General features: G+C 53.1%; 13 protein-coding genes and 1 pseudogene. 2 read left to right on the plus strand and 12 right to left on the minus strand.

Features of this window, described 5'->3' with window-relative positions:
• Window positions 1-32: 32 nt before the first annotated feature.
• The 9 genes and pseudogenes from SH421x_RS15265 to SH421x_RS15305 form a co-directional block, all read right to left on the minus strand.
• On the minus strand, window positions 33-1604 hold the full coding sequence (locus SH421x_RS15265) for a hypothetical protein (protein ID WP_488850154.1): 1572 nt from the start codon (window positions 1602-1604) through the stop codon (window positions 33-35).
• Entirely contained in the window at window positions 1598-3694 is a 2097-nt protein-coding gene (locus SH421x_RS15270; protein ID WP_488850155.1) for a cytochrome oxidase, read from the minus strand. The genes SH421x_RS15265 and SH421x_RS15270 overlap by 7 nt, the downstream gene beginning before the upstream one ends.
• 664 nt (window positions 3695-4358) lie before the next feature.
• Window positions 4359-4517: pseudogene (locus SH421x_RS15275) on the minus strand (DUF1559 family PulG-like putative transporter); the annotation flags it as partial.
• 126 nt (window positions 4518-4643) lie between these two features.
• The gene (locus SH421x_RS15280; protein ID WP_488850156.1) at window positions 4644-4967 is read right to left on the minus strand and encodes a transposase; all 324 of its coding nucleotides are present in this window, start codon (window positions 4965-4967) and stop codon (window positions 4644-4646) included.
• Window positions 4968-5143: 176 nt separating this feature from the next.
• Complete coding sequence (locus SH421x_RS15285; RefSeq protein WP_488850157.1) at window positions 5144-6700, minus strand: permease; 1557 nt, start codon at window positions 6698-6700, stop codon at window positions 5144-5146.
• Window positions 6693-7184, minus strand: coding sequence for a hypothetical protein (locus SH421x_RS15290; protein ID WP_488850159.1), 492 nt, complete (start codon window positions 7182-7184; stop codon window positions 6693-6695). Before SH421x_RS15290 ends, SH421x_RS15285 begins: the two co-directional genes overlap by 8 nt.
• A 15-nt stretch (window positions 7185-7199) precedes the next feature.
• Window positions 7200-8183 carry an AAA family ATPase gene (locus SH421x_RS15295; protein WP_488850160.1) on the minus strand — a complete coding sequence of 328 codons (984 nt, stop codon included), beginning with the start codon at window positions 8181-8183 and terminating at the stop codon, window positions 7200-7202.
• A gap of 14 nt (window positions 8184-8197) precedes the next feature.
• Window positions 8198-10495: a transglutaminase-like domain-containing protein gene (locus SH421x_RS15300; protein WP_488850162.1), complete on the minus strand. Its 2298-nt coding sequence runs from the start codon at window positions 10493-10495 to the stop codon at window positions 8198-8200.
• Complete coding sequence (locus SH421x_RS15305) at window positions 10488-11741, minus strand: DUF58 domain-containing protein (protein ID WP_488850164.1); 1254 nt, start codon at window positions 11739-11741, stop codon at window positions 10488-10490. Before SH421x_RS15305 ends, SH421x_RS15300 begins: the two co-directional genes overlap by 8 nt.
• 845 nt (window positions 11742-12586) lie before the next feature.
• On the opposite strand from SH421x_RS15305, the gene SH421x_RS15310 reads away from it, so the two are divergent.
• On the plus strand, window positions 12587-13135 hold the full coding sequence (locus tag SH421x_RS15310) for a hypothetical protein (protein WP_488850166.1): 549 nt from the start codon (window positions 12587-12589) through the stop codon (window positions 13133-13135).
• A 96-nt stretch (window positions 13136-13231) separates the two neighbouring features.
• Window positions 13232-14470, plus strand: a complete 1239-nt coding sequence (zigA, locus tag SH421x_RS15315; RefSeq protein ID WP_488850168.1) for a zinc metallochaperone GTPase ZigA — start codon at window positions 13232-13234, stop codon at window positions 14468-14470.
• Window positions 14471-14649: 179 nt separating this feature from the next.
• Here zigA and SH421x_RS15320 read toward each other — a convergent pair whose 3' ends face one another.
• The 3 genes from SH421x_RS15320 to SH421x_RS15330 all read right to left on the minus strand — a co-directional run bounded on the left by SH421x_RS15320 (window position 14650) and on the right by SH421x_RS15330 (window position 17487).
• Complete coding sequence (locus SH421x_RS15320; RefSeq protein WP_488850170.1) at window positions 14650-15132, minus strand: hypothetical protein; 483 nt, start codon at window positions 15130-15132, stop codon at window positions 14650-14652.
• A 241-nt stretch (window positions 15133-15373) separates the two neighbouring features.
• Window positions 15374-16120: a class I SAM-dependent methyltransferase gene (locus tag SH421x_RS15325; protein WP_488850172.1), complete on the minus strand. Its 747-nt coding sequence runs from the start codon at window positions 16118-16120 to the stop codon at window positions 15374-15376.
• A gap of 14 nt (window positions 16121-16134) precedes the next feature.
• A complete protein-coding gene (locus SH421x_RS15330) occupies window positions 16135-17487 on the minus strand; it encodes an MFS transporter (protein ID WP_488856444.1) in 1353 nt (450 codons plus the stop codon).

The following is a 17487-nucleotide window of genomic DNA, read 5'->3' on the forward strand; positions in this document are numbered from 1 at the left end:
TACAGACTTCCAAATTGGCAGCAGTCACAACGCTATGGATCGCTCGACGGTGGTATTTTGTTGAGCGTATAGTAAGCGTCGGCATGGAGAAGTGGCTCGCCTTTGCGGCTGCGGACTCCCTCAGCTCGAAGCTCATGTACGAACAGCTTTCGTAAACCAGAAACTGTCAACCGAACGCTCCGTCCGTCTTTTGAAACCTGGGCCTTGGTTATTTCTAGATTCTGCTTTTGAATCTCGTCACTTCCGTACGCGCCATGATAAAGATAGGTATGGCTTGTCATCGCATACGATGCGACGTCGCTTGCGGTCATGACATCGACAGGTTGAGTGAATTTTAGGTCAAAACCGTTTGGTAACGCACGCATCTCTTGGATTTCAAATGGGGTCTGCCCTGTCCAGACAAGCCGCTGTAGGCCGTAAGAGGCGGTGCCCAGACTACTCCATCCACGATTACTTAATCCGGCCAACATGCTCCCGTCCGCCCCTTGGCCCAGACGCAAAACAGCCGAAGCAAATCCTGAGCGAAAAGGAAACACCGCTCCCTGATACTCCCCGCCCACCTTTTCCAGAAAGACTCGGTGGACCGACGAAAGCGTAAACTCGCCAACGAATAACTGGCCGCTAAATGGACCAAATTTGCCATCGCTGGAGTCAAGGAGAATATCCGTCGGGGATTGCCCAACCTTTTTGTAGGGAAACCAAACAGCCGGAGGACGCATTTGCGGTAGACGTTGGACTGCTTCAGGGAAAGGGACGCCTTCAGGAATCGCCGAAATATCGTCGATTGGTGAGCCCGGCTGATTCATCGAAGCAAGCGCTTCTGGGTGGTGATAGAAGGCCCCTTCACGCATATGATGCAGGCTATTCGTTGCGACCCAATTGCCTTGTTGATCGGTATAAAACATGTCACCTTCCAGATTCGCACCTAATCCAGAGGGAGACCGCATACCGGCGCATACTGGAATGAGATCGCCAGCGGGCGTAAGTTTCATTCCCCAGCCTCGCCAGAGCCCCTGCGTTACATTGAGCGTTGGCTCATGGATGGCCCGTTTCAATTGGTCTCCGCGAAGACCAAGGCCGATATTCAGCGTGAGCCATAGATTACCTTCGCCATCCAACTCTGGTCCGTAGGCGTATTCATGATAATGGCCTGTTACGCCCCAGCCTTTTGTGATCGTGCTGTACTGATCGGCAAGGCCGTCTCCGCTTGTGTCTCGAATGCGGGTCAGCTCGGTTCGCTGAATAGTGTAGAAAGCATCATCTTGCCAGATTAACCCCAAAGGCTCGTGCAGGCCGGAAGCGAATTGGTGGTACTCTACATTTGATGGCGGATCATGGAAGACTCCCTTCAGGATCCAGATCTCTCCCTTGCGGATCACCACGGCGACACGGTCTTCATCCAGCACCGCTATGCCGCTGACTTCCAAGGCAAGATCCTCCGGCGCGGGTTTCCAGTTCGCAGCGCGAGAGTGTTGAGCTGATTTAGAAATATGGACCGAGATCAGTTTGTAAAAGTCGTTCTCGACAGGATTCTGCGCGAGTCCAACCTCTCCTAATGCAAACACCAATGCGATCACGATCAGCAGCGTCAGGCGTTTCACCATTGGTAGGTCACCTCCAGCTGATGATGGGTACTGACGGGCACGCGCCATTCCATCCCTTCAGAATCATCTGGATCGTGCCATTGAACCGCGTTCTCGTTCGGTGATTTTAGAGTAACCATGACGTTGTCGGGAACCTTGCAAATATTATCCTGCAGACTCAAGTTCTTGCCTCGATACGCTCGGAACCAAAGCTTATCTTTGTTTGCATTTTTACCCTTGGACGCAATGTTCAGAGTCCGTTTCAAGCCTCCGCCGCTGGCCGCTTCAATGCGATCCTCTATCACATAGTCGCGATAGCGGTAGCGGAACGTCGGAATGCCTTTGGGATCAAATTGATATCCTAAAAATTGGTACTGCGCCGCTTCTTCCGCTTCCGCAGGCCAGCGAGCGTCGCCGGTCGGCAATAGGGCGAACGCCAGACCAGAGGGAAGCGAAACGATGTCGGAACCAAGAGGCAGAGCTGGGGGCGCGGCGCGGACAAACCAGGTTCCGTAAGCATCGAGAAAGCGACCTCGCCACGCTTGCGCCAGTCTCATCTGCTCGGCGTCAAACGCATAGTGAACGCGTTCAGGAAAGCCCACCGCAATCGCATGCGTTCCCGCCGATTCCATAAATGTTCGAATCAGAATCGGACGCTCATTGGGAACGAGCTCAAATTCTTGAGACCTCGCTTCTAAAATCTTCTCGGGCAACTGTTGCGACTTTACATCCTTCAGATAACTCCACATGGCCGTAATTTGACGGTCCATGTCACCATCGAGGATATCTGGTATGGCGCTCTTTCCATTGGGAAAGAAAGAAGGCATGCGCGTTCGGTTTTTAAGTTCTGTAGGGTTTCTCAGGAATTCTAGAAACCAATCGGGATTCACCCGCTGGGCCGCTATTGCAAGATCCACTCCCATCGCTCCCGAAACCGCTTCTCCTTGAATTGGATGGCACTGGACGCAGCCGTTATTCAGCAACATGCGGCCGGCGTCCGCCAAACCCGCCTCCTTCGAGAAGCTGCCCGCTACATGAGCCGGCGATGGTTGGTCGGCGCTTGCGAAAGCCGCAGGCAATCGCTCCGCCAAGCTCTTGGGAAATTGGGGCATACGGATCTGCATGTAAGGCCGGACGTCGCCCGATCCCTCCAGCACCTTGGCTAGCCAAGTCGGGGTCAGTTTATATCCGATGTGATCTAGCGGAGGAGGCAATCTACCTTCATCACCCAGGTCGACGTGTGAAACCGTTTCAAAATATTGTTCTCGATCCGGACCAATTCCGCCACGATTGTTCCGCTGATGGCAGGCATAACAGTTTTGTTGCAGGAGCGAAAGTTCCAGCGAAGCTGGCGTAGATTCCTCGCTCTCCTTCACCGCCAATTCACGCAGAGCAGCAGTAATCGACTTGATTTGCAGCTGGTCCAGACTGAAATGAGGAAGACCCGGCGACGGCTCACCAAGGCAACCCAACTCCAAACTCTGAGAGAGTTGGGCGAGCGGCTTTGCTTGGCGTACAGACTCCAGGCCATCGACCTCGTGACAGTTTACGCATGACAGCGAGGTAAATAGCGCTCGCCCCTTTTCGACCAGTGAGGAATTCTCAGAGGGGGAAGCTTTGTCAGACTTGTGGGGTGAAGCTTTTGTTAGGTAGGCCACGAGATCGGCTGCTTCGACCAATTCCAATTTCAAGTTTGGCATCCGAACATTGGGACGCACGCTTTCCGGAGAAACCAAAAAGAAAGTTAGCGCTTGAGAGCTGTACTTGGCAGACAAGTCTGGTAACGGAACCGATGGCGCGTGCCGAACCGCTTCCGTTAATCCCATCTCTTCGATATCCTCGGGATCCAATGAGGATAGCAGCGCCGCCATGGCCGATGGTTTGGAATGCCCTCCCTGATATTCGGCATCGGGCGCGTGGCACGCGACGCAGCCGACAAGGTGATACAACTTTTCACCACGTTCGGCGTTACCCTTCGTCCAAAACTCGTGAGGCAAGGGGTTCGCACCGCTAGCCTTCGCTTCAGGAAAGGGGCTTTGTTGCGTCGATAGAAATGCAACCAGCGCATTCACCGCTTCCGCGCGTTCTGCTTTGGGCAGGGAGCCTAACATATCGGGCATTGTCGTGCCTGGTTTGACTTTGTTCGGCGAGCTCAGGAACTCCCGCATCCAGTCCACTCGCACCCGATTTCCAGCGCCTGTCAATAGTGGCCCCCGTTTTGGCATCAGTGCTAACGAGTTGGTAGTGTGACATGCTGTACAACTAAGTTCCGTAAGCAGCAATTGTCCGCTGATGCTCGCCTGGACGACTTTATGACGGGCAAACCTTTCAAATCCTGCGACAAAAGGCGATTCGAGATTTTGGGCCTGCGCCAGCGAGCCGATAAGCCAAAATGCAAGGAGTGAGACTCCTCCAATTCTACTCGGTCCAGTCACTTCGTTCTCCGGTAGGAAGGAAATGTCGACGAGCCCATAAACCACTCTAACTGCTTCAACGATTTTGTTAGTGATTGGCTACGCCAGATTTCCTGCTTGGCGCCTGGCCTGCCAATTGCGATGTCAGACAGGCGCCGGTGATAAAATCGTCACCTGACAACCCACTCAATTAGAAACAACAGGCAGGTGAGCATGAAAGTGGGAGGAGGGCGACTTTTACGTTAACAGCATAGTTTAGCTGCTAGAGGGGCACAACTCGCTTGCAAACAGCGCGGATAGCCAGAGAGCATTTCCGCCCATCAAGAGCATTTTTTATGCGGATACGATTCATCCCCGAATCCTATCCCTCGAAGTCATTCAGTTCGTTTGACAGCAGGGTAACCGGCCGACCGCTGTTTCGGATGGCGAGCAAGTTATAGGTCTCGAAGTTCACCGTTTCAGGAATGAAATGAACCGCCCCATCCCCAGTCAGAAAATTGCATCCGCCGGGGTGTGCGCTCGCGAAATTAGCATCGTAGTTTCACCATCCACCAAGGATGGGCTGATTCATGGGGGAGGTTACATTTCGAGATGAATGGAAGCCCCAGCGAAAATGAGGCCTAACACTTCTCTGCAAGCTGCATCGCTACGTCTTTTTTGCTCTTGCCGCATAGCAAGCGGCGCGAATAACGGTTCCGTCGACGCACCACAATTCTTCGTTGATCGTGTCGGTGTTTACATACGCTGCCTGCAGCAGATCGAGAATTTCATGTAACGTTCCGTCGCTGTTCCAGATGGTGAACAAATCATCGACCGTCCCCCACTTACCGTACTTCTCGGGCAGGTCGCGCCACGGAGCGCCGGATCGCAAGATCCCCAGAATCCCATCGACGACCAGCCGCTGCGAAATCCGAGGACGCCCCGTCGCCGCCAGAAAGATGTCGCGAATCAGCTCCCATGGAACATTCATTTGTCGATGCCGTTCCTTGATTACTTCCTTGAATTGAAAGCAAAAGCTCCTCTATCAAGCCTTCGAGGCTAAACGACAGAAGTTAAATTTTGGTTTTCTGACGGCGCCTATATGTCTCTGGGACTTCGACAAACATAGGGACAAATCCCCTGCTAAAGAATGGCTATGCCGCTGCGTTAGGATTTGGGGTGCGGCGGTGACGGCGTGTTTAGATAGGACTTGCGCAGTCTGGTATAGGCATCATTGACTTTACGGGATAGCTGCTTCGCTTTGTCTCGCTGTTGATCCTCAACGGCGTGCTCTAGTCGCTCTAGGTTTTCGCGGAAGACTTGCCCTTTGTATTGATGGTAGGGCTCTACTTCGCCGCTGCGTAGAAACTGGCTTACCTCTAATTTTCGGCTCCAGTCGTCGAAGATCGGGATCCAGTGCTCTGCTACTTCCCAGCGCCCGGTTCGAGATCCGTAGATGACCTCGGTGTTGATCGCTCGCATTTCTTCAAAGATCTCGTGCGGAGGAGGATAATAGAGATAGCAGCCAGAGATGCTGATGACAACTAAGCCAACCAAACTTATCACGCCCAGAATCGGCCCTGGAATGGTGCGATCCATCGTGCTGGAAGCAACCGGCGCAGTTTGCAACCATGCTTCAATACGACGATTGGGGTCGGAGAAACGAATGCCGACAGCGCACAGCAACGCGACCGCAAACATGCCGATCCCTATTTGTTCATGCGGAGCGATCTTTTTGGTCAGATCGATCCAGGCCAAGCTCATTGGGTTTCGTGTATTTGAGTTAAATGGCGCACAGTACGAGTCAAATGCATGCGTATGGCCGGCCGGATCGACTCCTTGCGGATAGAGGGGACCATCAACCGCGTAGGATAGTCCTACAACGACGCCGACCAAAATTCCAAACCAAGCGGCCGTCTGTCCCATTCCGTAGGAGCGCATCATCCAAGCGATAAGTCCCACGTTGGCGCCTGCTCCCAATGCGAGCAGAGCAAATGCGGCTCCTACTGAGTTTCCATGGGCGAACATTGACGCCAATTGCACCATCGCGACCATCGGGGTCGCATAAGCCGGAATCGCGATCGCCGTCATAAACAAAATCGCAGTAGGGTCATCGTGTTCGGCAGATTGCTGAAGACTAGCGTAAGGAAGCGCGATGCTCAGTGCAGCGACCCCGAGTAGGCCAATGAGGATGTAACCCATTGCTGGACCGGTCATCTCGCGCAGGCTAAATAATGCGGTGGCTAGCAAGCGTCGCCAGCCTTCTGGTACAACGGGCGGATCTGCGGCAGTTAGCTGAATATCTGTCCGAAAACACCTATCCCAAAGCAATCCGCAACCCGTCACGATGATAAGCGAGCAAAACGAGAAGGTAATGATCACCACGGGATCCGAGAGCGTAAGTCCGTATAGTACAGAGATCGGATTGAACAGCGGCGCCGTCAATGCGAACGCCAAGATGGTTCCGCCAGAAAGCTTGGCGCGGCGCAGCTCCATTGCGATTGGGATCACGCCGAGAGAACAGACTGGCAACAACATGCCGATCAACCAGGCGTAAAACAGCGACTTAAGACCTGATTCGCCAAACAGTTTGCGCGTGCCGACTGCCCCCAACCAAACGCGAAAGATCGCCGCGACCAAGATCCCGATTAGGATTGTTGGAATCGCAGCGACAGCGGCTTGGCTGAATCGCAATAGAGCGCCCCAAAACATGGAATCAATCATAATGGTCCTCTCCTTCGACAGAGTTCGGTTCGAGCGCAGAGGGCGATTGAAACGCGAGCCGCTGACTGCGAATCAAATTTGCGCAGCGATCAAGCTCTGGTAATACGATTTTCAGTTGTTCACTCAGCTCCGCTAAAGAAGTCTGAAATGCTTTGCGGCGGACGATTGCGGTTGCCTGATACATCTGGTTCCAGTCTTCGCGTGACAGATCCGACTCTGCTGCTAACTCAGGTAACCACACGAGCAGATCCGCACCTTCTAATCGAAGATCGGCTTCAGGATGCTGGGAGGGAATCGTGCTTCCGGTAGAGCCGGCGGTTTGAATCGCTTGCAGACGCTCAACGGCAGCCACAAAATCAACTGGACGATGCGGTGGATCGTGATGCTCGGCATGTTCACTTGAAGAGGAGATGCAACCCAACAAGGCAAGCAGTCCGAGACCCGCTGCCAACCAATAAGAGTTCATCCGTCGATGATTCATCATGAATATTCCTTGGGGCTATCGGCAGATGGGAACTTTGACATCATTTAGCACTGCTTCAATGACTGATCGCGGATGATCAAAGTCGCCGGAAAGGCGAACCTGCAGCACTGGCAATGCGACATCTTGAATATCATCCGGCGTGACATAATCGCGACCGCGAAGATGCGCCCTTGCTTGAGAGACTCGCTGCCAGGTTAGTAGTCCGCGTGGACTAAGACCAAGAGTGATATCGCGATGCTCACGCGTTGCGGTCGCCAAGTCGACGAGATAGCGGAGAACGCTCTCTTCGAGATGAACCGCAGCCACATGGGCTTGCAAATGCTGCAGGGACTGCGGCGTTAAAATTGCCGACAGTGGCGCACGCCCTTGATTTGCGGCGCCAATATTTTCGGCAAGCATCTCCAGTTCGCTTGCCCGGTCAGGATATCCAAAGGTCAGCTTCATCGCAAATCGATCGAGTTGCGCCTCTGGCAGCGGATAAGCGCCATGACTATCCACAGGGTTTTGAGTCGCGATCACAAAGAACGAATCGGTCAAGCGATGCGTCAGCTTGTCGATTGTCACCTGACGTTCGGCCATTGCTTCAAACAGCGAGCTTTGGGTCCGCGGGGTTGCGCGATTGATCTCGTCGGCCAGCAAGACCTCTGAAAAAACCGGCCCTTCGACAAATTCAAACTCTCGCGTCTTCTGATTAAAAATGCTGAATCCAGTCACATCGGTCGGCAACAAGTCAGGCGTGCACTGGACACGGGCAAAGCGACCACCAACCGAGATCGCCAGTGCTTTGGCGAGCGTCGTCTTCCCCAGTCCCGGCAAGTCCTCTAACAGAAGATGGCCTCGAGCTAGCAAGCACGCGATGACCAGTTCAACTGCCTCATTCTTACCTTTGAGAGTCGAGTTTAATGCATGTCGTAGTTCATCAATAACCGGTTGATACTCACAGGTCGAAACACTCGTTTGGGATTGCTGTTCAACGGAAGTGATGCGGTTTGTCGTCATTGATAGTTTTGTGGTTACTTACGTAAAGAAAGTGGTCGGCGACTAAGTTCGAGCGTAAAAAAACGAAGCGTTTCAAGCTCTGCGATCGGAATCGGACATTTTGACGCTCCTCCATACAAGGCCCAGCCGCATAGCGATATCGATTGAATCTGCAGCAGTTCTTCTTCGGCGGCGATCGTTTTGCGAGCAAGCCATGCTTGGATCGTCACTCCTTGCGGGCGACGTTCACTAGAGAATCGTTCGCGAACTTGCATGACCTTTAACGTGCGCAAGACCCGCCGACGATGATCACGGGGAACAGCCCAGCAATTGGCAAACCGTGCTGCAGCGTCCAAGATTGCAATTCGCAAAACCCAGGTCATCAGCACAAGGATGCAGGTCAGTAGGATGCTCCACTTTCGTCCCCAAGTCGACTGAGCAAGACGCCAAATGAACTCCGCTAAACGAGTCCGAAGATCTTGGGGAGGTGCGAGCAACTGGTAGCCCGGCGTCGGCTCGACCGGATGCCAATTGACGCCGTCCGAGACTTCGACCCAAAAATGGGCGTCATCTGCGTAGATCGGCGTCTGTTCGCTATGTGCGTCGTACCGCTCAGGAGACGCATAGAAACCGCTAACAATGCGGACCTGATAGCCCAGTTCGCGTAGCAGCAGTGCAGCGCTGGTCGCAAACAAATAGTCCGGGCCTTGCTTTGACTCAAAAAGAAATTCTTCAATGGGATCGACGGTTGTTTCAGCACTGGGCAGCTCCCGCTTGTGGATATAGTCATTCCGCAGGTGCGCGGCGATTGCTTCGATCGCTTCCCAACCGGGGCGAACGTCGCCAACCCAAGCCTTGGCGAGTTCGCGCAAGCGTAGCGAAGATTCTTCGGCTGCAAGCTCGGTCATCGTCTCCGAAAATTTTTCGCCATAGCGATTACTTTGAAGAAGCGCTCCATCGATCAAAAAGAAACGCTGTCGCATCACGGTAGTCGGCGGAATCCGATCGGCATCTAGTCGCAATACTCCATCTTGCGTCCAGCCAAATAGATCAGCCTTGTCGACATCAGGGATATGTAGCTGCGAAAGATGCGGAGGACTCGGAACCCGAGGCGATTTGAGGTTGATAAATTTCAGCAGGTGTACTTCGACGTAGGCAATATCGGAATCATTCACCAAGCAACGGATTTTGAGCCACGGCTTTTGATTCTCCTGAGTGATCATCATGCTCGGGGAAGATGTCGCTTGGGCTTGGATCAGCTCCGTACCTTCCAACCGATCGTAGATGTTAGTCCGCAGGTGCAAAGGGGTCCGACCTTTGACATACAGCAGCGCATGCGACGTGCGATCTTGCATGCTTTTTTTCTTGGCCTGCGATTGCTTGCGCAGTAGGCTGAATTGGCGACCGGACTGCTCGCTGCGAGCGACTTTTTGATGCCGATGCTGAAGCTTATCAGGCGCTAGCGCGATCGCTCGTTGGCGTTCGTTTGTTTTTTTTCGTTTGACGGGCGAATCATAGGTATCATTAAAAACGTCATACAGACTGGGCATCTGCGATTCGAGAAAGACCTCACTTTCTGTCGGCCCAAAGCTCATCGCATCTTCCGTGCCGTCCACAAGGTCTTCACCATCGCCTACGCCAGAGTTTGCGGCTGCGCTATCAATCCGATTACCGCCGGAGCTGGGCATAAAGCCCGACAATGCAGTCGTTGTATGTTGATTTCCGATCAACAAAAACAGACCGAGCGCCAGAAGAATTACACCGCCAGAGGCCAGCGCACCTGCGTACTTAGGAACACTGCGGTGCGTATCTTCCGGAAATTTCCCTTGAATCCGATCCCAATAGCTGCCGATCAGCCACCACAAGCCAAACATCGCATAAATGCCGACGATCGCAGTAATCGACGCATGGATCTCAAAGATGAACGCAAAGCAGGTGAGTGCAAGACTGAGCCCCGAGGATAACCGCAGTAGTGCCGAAAACTGAGCAAACACGGCGGCGGAGATCATTAAGTTTCGCAGCGCCAGAGCAGTTTGAAACTCAAAAGTCCGCCCCCAATGGGGCGCGACAAAACCAAAGACAATTTCCAAGCTGACATGGACCAACGCCATCATCAGCAACAACGCGACAACTCCGCCTGGCGGGTTGGCGTCTTTCATGACTTCGCTAGGACGCCAGAGCCGTTTTACGAACATAGATAGCGCAAAAACTACAAAGATCTCCGCCCAACTCCACCATGCGCCAACTCCCCCGCGATGCAATGCTAACTGCAGCGCAATCACGGCGAGCGCAACCAAAATCCAATTTAGTTGGACCAAAAATCGATCAGACATGGCGACAAGTCTCCAGGCGTCGTTTTTTCCAACTGTTTTGCAGCTCTGTGGCGGCAAGCGACAGCGAATCGATCTCGATCCAAGGGGTCGCCCAGCGTGGCTGTGGATCTGAGGGCTGGGTATCTACCGGGATCGTATTCGGAGGCATCGCGTTTAAAACAATCGTTTGGGATACTCCCGGGAGCGGCTTTGAGAGACTGGTCTGGACCGCGATCACCATTCCAGTTCGTCGGCGTGAAGCGATGCGAGGAGAATCCATGGGCACAAGTCGCGCCATCGCGTCGTACATTTTTTGCCAGCTTGTCGGACTCGGGTCGAGCACAAAGATTTCGCCAGCCATTTCTAGGGAGACTCTTACGTTTTGCTGGAACAGCGAATTGGCGACGCTGCCGCCGATTCGCAACGCCCAGTGAATTGTCGCATCGGGCCCTTCGCCGCGATGACTACTTGGGGAGCAATCGATCACAATACACGCATCGGCTTGCGCCGCTCCCTGTCGTTCGCAAACAATTAATCGATCACAACGCGCGGTTTGCGCCCAATGGACATTTCGGAGAGAATCGCCTTGTCGGTATGGCCGAGCGCCGATTCGCTCTCCATCATTTCCGGCTCGGTAGTCACTTGCACAGAAAATATCGCGTGTGGTCTGCGGCGGTAACGGCAATGCCGAGAGCGGAAAAATCTGTGGCCAGACAGTTAATTTGCGCTCGACGCCGCATGGCCGAACCGCTTTCCACAAGCCGAAGGGAAACTCGGTGGTAATCTGCGGCAAGATCTCTGGATAAACGCCGCGAAGTTCGGACTGAAAAGGAAATGTAAATCGACAAGTCGACCATCCAGCAATCCGCGATAGCGAGACAACGGTTGGACTCCCCTGCTCTGCCTTCGCAAAGAACCCGCGTTCAATCGATAGTCCCCAAACAGGAAACGGCCAGCGATTAGTAATCACAACGGCAACGTCGATGCTGGTTCTCTCTTCACAACGTGACTGAGGAAAACTGATCTGGCAAGAGATTCCTCGCAGCCCTGCCCAAGGCCAAGCGACGCCGATCGCTAATACTCCAGCGATCGCACCAACAATGGCATACCCCTGAGGAGTAACAAACCAACCAATGATCAGCGAGCAAAACATCGCGCAAATCAAAACGCCAATCGGCGTCTTGAGCCAGTAGACATAGCGATTGGCCCCCGGCGTGTAGTCGCGGGTAAGCAGGTTATTGAGCCAGTTGACTGAATTTGGATTCATACTCGACGTTCAGCGCAAGGTCAGCGCACGCCGTATCGATCACCATCGATACAAACGCTGCGCTGCGGGCGATTGCAGACTTTGAGAGGTTTAGAATCACGATCAACTCGTGACGACGCAAAGAATTTAAGCCTATCCCTGCGTTGGAGGCCCGCGCGATCTTACTCCAGCAGACGACCAACCACGAAACCACGGTGCGTCATTTGGCTCGCAGTCCGATGTTTCGGCCGTTACCGTCACTTCGGGCTTCGTCCCCAGATCCACTTCATGCCAAGCGGCGAGAATCTCACAGATAGCGCATTCATGCAGGGAGTAAATTTCTGAATCTACGACAAGATGGCTCGAGTGAAGCAAGTGAGACTTGCAGCATTCTCCGCTGCGGTGCTTCTGATGAGGGTGCAACGTTACCTGCGAATGCCTGCAACTATGCCCGTCGTGCCCCAGTCCCGGTAGTGCATGCAGTCCTTCGGCAATTCCCCCTACCAAGAGCAGAGTGAAAAGCTGAACAATCGCGGCGATTTGGCGAATTCGCGAGGACATAGACAATTATTGGCGAAAAAACAGTCAACGCATCTATTTTGACCAGCAGTCCTCTCAGGTCAATCGACTACGGCTCTTTTTTTGCAAAAGAATTGCGTTTCGCATCACAATTGTGAATATAGGGGGCGCAAATTGTTGGCACAGACCAAGAAACGATCCCCTTCTAGCGGACCAGTATCCCAAATACCACCATCTGGTTTTGGAAAAATGTGGGAGCCACCCTTTTTTCAAACCACCTTCTTGCATACACTTTGCAGATGCACACCCTTTGCCACTTGGTCGTCGAAGTTCAAAGAGACCCTGTGATGTTACAAAGATACCTACTCGCTTGGCTCTTGCTTATTCCGTTGGTTCTTTTCCCGCAGAAGACCAAAGGCGAATGGGTCGCAGCATGCGACCCACATTTGCTCGAACTTACCAAGCGAATCGCGAACCATGCGGTTACAGTCCGCATACTTGACCGTGAATCTTGCAAAAAAATCGCGCCAGACAGATCGGACGACGTGGCAATCTCACCGGCCAATGACTTACTCCACTGCGGCGCAATTTTATTTGATCCTGCATACGATTCGTCTGGGATTGCGATGTGGCGAGAGCGGCTTGCATTGCAGGGTATTCCAATCATGGCGTTAGCGCCCCAAGGCAAGGCTGAAATACAAAGACGCGCGATTCAGGTCCATGCAGCGCTGGTTCAAAGTTATCCGCAGCACGCTGATATTTTTCAGATGAATTTGCGTCGAGAGTTCTCTCGACAGAACCAACAACGAAAAAGCCTCCCCGTCATGCCCTGGGCCCAACAACAGAACGCAACGCCGGAACTGATGATTGCCGACGTACCCATCCAGCAACGTTAAGCCGGTCGCAGATTGTCGTTCCGTAGCTACTCTCACTGATTTGTCGCATTAGCGCGAATCACATTCACAAGCTTCAAACTTTCAGGAAGTCGCTTTATGATCGCTCCTATTTCACCTCGAAAATTGCCGGTGACTGTCTTATCGGGATTTCTCGGGGCAGGCAAAACGACCCTCTTAAATCATGTCCTGCGAAATCGTCAGGGACTCAAGGTTGCTGTGATTGTGAATGACATGAGCGAGGTAAACGTTGACGCGGCGATCGTCCGTCAAGGTGACGCTGAGTTAAGTAGAACAGATGAAAAACTGGTCGAAATGTCCAATGGCTGCATTTGCTGCACATTGCGAGAAGATTTGTTGCTGGAAGTGCGCAGGCTGGCGCAGGAAGGCCGCTTCGATTACTTGCTGATTGAGAGCACCGGAATTAGCGAACCGCTGCCTGTGGCGGAAACTTTTACCTTTGAGGATGAATCTGGCGAACGGCTTTCTGATGTCGCCGAGCTTGACACGCTGGTGACGGTAGTCGATGCGGTCAATTTCTTGGCCGACTATACGTCGTGGGATGACCTAATGGATAGACGCGTCGCCTTAAGCGAGGAAGACAAGCGAAACGTCGTCGATTTGCTGGTCGATCAAATTGAATTTGCGAATGTGATTGTGATCAATAAGCTCGACCTGGCCGAAGCCGATCGCTTGGAACTGATCCAGGGGTTAATTCGTCGTTTGAATCCGACGGCCCGCATTGTTTTAGCTTCCCATGGCCAGATCGACTTGGATCAGGTGCTCGGGACTAAGCTCTACCAGCTAGCCGATTCCTCAAACAATCCAGAATGGTTAGCAACCGAAAGAGGCAGTGAAGCCCCGGAGACCGAAGAATACGGTATCAGCAGTTTCGTCTATCGGGCACGTCGCCCTTTTCATCCCGAACGAATCTGGGCCGCGCTGGACCTGGATAATGGCATACTCAACGGAGTGATGCGCAGTAAGGGCTTCGCCTGGATTGCGACAAAAAACGACATTGCCTACCAGTGGTCTCAGGCAGGCGTCTCGATGTTGATAGAGCCTGTCGGATATTGGTGGGCCGGCGCTCCAGCCGATTTGCTGCCCGACGATGAAGAGCTATTACGGGAAGTGCAGTCGCACTATGAAGGGGAGTACGGCGATCGTCGCCAAGAGCTGGTCTTTATCGGAATCGACATGGACGAGTCAACGATTCGCGAAAAGTTGGATCAATGCCTGCTGACCGACTGGGAATGGGTGCAGGGACCGTGCCTATGGGCGAACTTCACCGATCCTCTGCCCGCGATCGAGGAGGTTGAAGTGAGCGAACAAGACTAGCGTCACTCAAGTAGGACGGAACCTAAAACACCAGCGATGGCCACGGATGGCCATTGAGTGACTTGGCTTACGACTCGACAGGCATTCTGACGACATTCGAAACGATAACACCCGGCATGCGGCCGGGCGTTATCGTATCTTGGATGTGATCGGGTGACGATTGCGATCTTCATGATCCTCTATTTTTCGTCGCCATGCGCGTGATGGAACTTGCCCAAATGATTCTTCACGAATTTCAGCAACCCATCAATCAAGTCATTATGATCTTTCTCCATGCCAGCCAGTTTCTTGGCAACGGCGGCATGTTCGGCTTGCACCTCTTCGTGCATCTTTTCAAGCTTGTCGTGGGATTGGTCGTCGTGCGAATCAATTTCTTTTTCGTGCTCGGCGATATGCTCAGCATGGACGCGAATTTCTTCCGCCATCTCTTCGAGAATGGCGTCATGGCTCAAGATTTCGGCTTCAAGCGTCGCCAGCGCGGCGAGCGCCTGCTTGTGCTGAACCCGCATTTTGCCGATCTGATTCATCCACTCTTGATGATCTTCGACATCTTTCTGATGCTCTTTGTGCATCTCTTCATGCTCAGAATCGGCGCAGAGCGCAAAACCGGGCACAAAGCACAAAAGGCCAATCATCAGACAAGCATTCAGGGAAGAAGTCATTTTCAGGCTCCAAGCTAAATCAGGGAGAACAAACCGGTGAGAGAATATAGCACGCTTTTTGCGACCTTGTCGAAGCTTTCGCTATGCTAGAGTACGATCGGTCCGTTTCGCTGGACTCATCTAACTATTGCTCGATTGAAGCTTGTTGAAACACTACTTTCATTCAGCAAGACTTGCAGGTGATTATCACCGCATTGCTCCCTAGGCAATCTTTGTCGAGATCGGCAAAACTACCGCACAACTACAGCTTGCGCCCAACCACTATATACGGCGTGCCTTGCAATACTCCGTAGGGTGGATCGAGTGCGTCATGTGCCGCACGTGCGGCGATTACGTCTTGCATCGGAATATTGCAGATCTCTTGAAGTCCTACTGCTTCCATCAGGACACGGACGACTGCATTGGTATGCTCGCGTAAAGGCATTTGCATCAGGGCATCCCGATATTCGTCGTCCGGCGACCAGTTGGGAGCGGGACGATGGCCTCGCTTGATTTTCTCTGGATCGGTTGGACTGTTCTCACCGATCAGGATAAGCACGCCGCCGGGGCGTAGGAGCCTCGTCCAACAAGCGACGGCATAGCCGGGATGCGGCAACGTAAAGAGCAGCGCGCGACTCGAAATCAGGTCAAACGATTCTGGCTCAAAAGGTGGATGCTCTGCATCCGCCTCGATCCATTCGATCGATAGGCCGCGGCCTGTTGTGACTTGCCGAGCGGCTTCGAGCATTGTCGACGAGAAATCGACTCCAGTTGTTTCGTAGCCAAATTCGGCCCACATTTGAGCAATTGTGCCTGGCCCGGTACCCAAATCCAGGGCTTTACGGACGTCGCAATGAAGCGTCCCTTGTCGTAGCGCTTGGCTCCAGGCCGCTCGCGAGGCTTCGTAGCCAAACTCACCCTCAATGAACCGCTCGACTCGATGAGCGACAACGTCGGCGTTACGCCAGCCTTCGCGGAAGATCTGTTTCAATTCGTCAGCATTTTTCATAAGAGCGTTGTTACCTATCGAAGCGGTGGAGCCTGGCCGGTCGTCTCCTCGGTCGGCGTCGAAAAAAGCTCGGCGTCTAATTTTACAAAAAACCCGAGTGAGAAAATCGCGGAACAAATCGCCCAGACGGCGACCAGCCCGAATGTGTCGGCGGCGATTCCAATCAGGGGGAGCAGCGCCGCCACGGTGGCGGCTCGGATAAAGCTTTCCAGCGACAGGACCGACGCACGTAGCGGCTTCGCCATCTTCGTATTGAGAGCGCTGACAAAAATAGGACGTCGCATGTTTTGCAGGATTGTCAAACCGAACAAGAGCATGAGCCCTGGAAACAGTCCCCACTGCAAATTCCAATTGCACAGCGCCAAGCAAGCAACCGCGACAAAACCACAAGCGAAAATTTGATTCAATGCGAACACGCGATTTCCGGACCAGCGTTCGTAAGCCGAGCTGAGCCGTGCTCCCACGCCACCAAGTCCGTCACGGGCAAACTCTATGCACCCAACCCAAAGTGCTCCCGATGCGGCGATTCCTGAAACGCCTAGAGGAGCGATAATCGAAACGCCGAACAAATTCAAACCAACTTTTAGAAACGGTTGCGTGAAATATTTAAGCGTAATCTTGGTTTGGCTTTCAAACAGAATCGATTGAACCAAAATGGCGGAAAAGCCTGGCTGCCGCCACATCGCCCAAAGACCTCCTGCGTCCTGCGGCGGGCTTTCCTTCGATTTCGTACGTCTCGCTCGATAAGCCTCGCCTTCCAACTGGCGAGGGTAGGTCAACAGCAGAAAAAAGCCGCAAACCGCTGACACCGCTGACAGATAGAAAAGCCACGCATAGTCTCGGGTAAACGTTAGCAGTATGCCCCCGCATATCGCTGCTGCGCCCGACGAGTATTTGGAGACGGCTCGCGTTCGGCCAATCAATTGGGTCGCCAACTCGGCCTGATCGGTCGAGTCAAGGTAGTCAAGCATTATCGCCTTGTGACTGCCGGTACGCATCGCTTCTCCCAAAGCGAAGCAGGTCAGACACCCGGCAAGCCATGCGAAAAGCGGAATCGCGCCAGGGAAAGGAGTCATCCCCAATCCCACAAAGGAAAGACTATAGAAGACGAAACAGAGCGCCGTCGCGCGGCGTCGCCCCCACGAATCCGCGAGAATGCCTGAGGGAAACTCTAGCATCACGGTGATGAGGTGCTGCCATCCCATGAGAAGGCCAATCTCTGTATAGGAAAGCTGCAGGTCCAAGAAATAGAGGATCAAAAACGGATCGGAGAACCGTAGATTCTTAAAGACCGAATAAAGATAAAATCGAGCAATAATAGGAAGGTCGTCCGAGAGAATTCGTTTCGCAGTTTTTTTGGACGTCAG

Source organism: Blastopirellula sp. SH421, assembly GCF_057808535.1.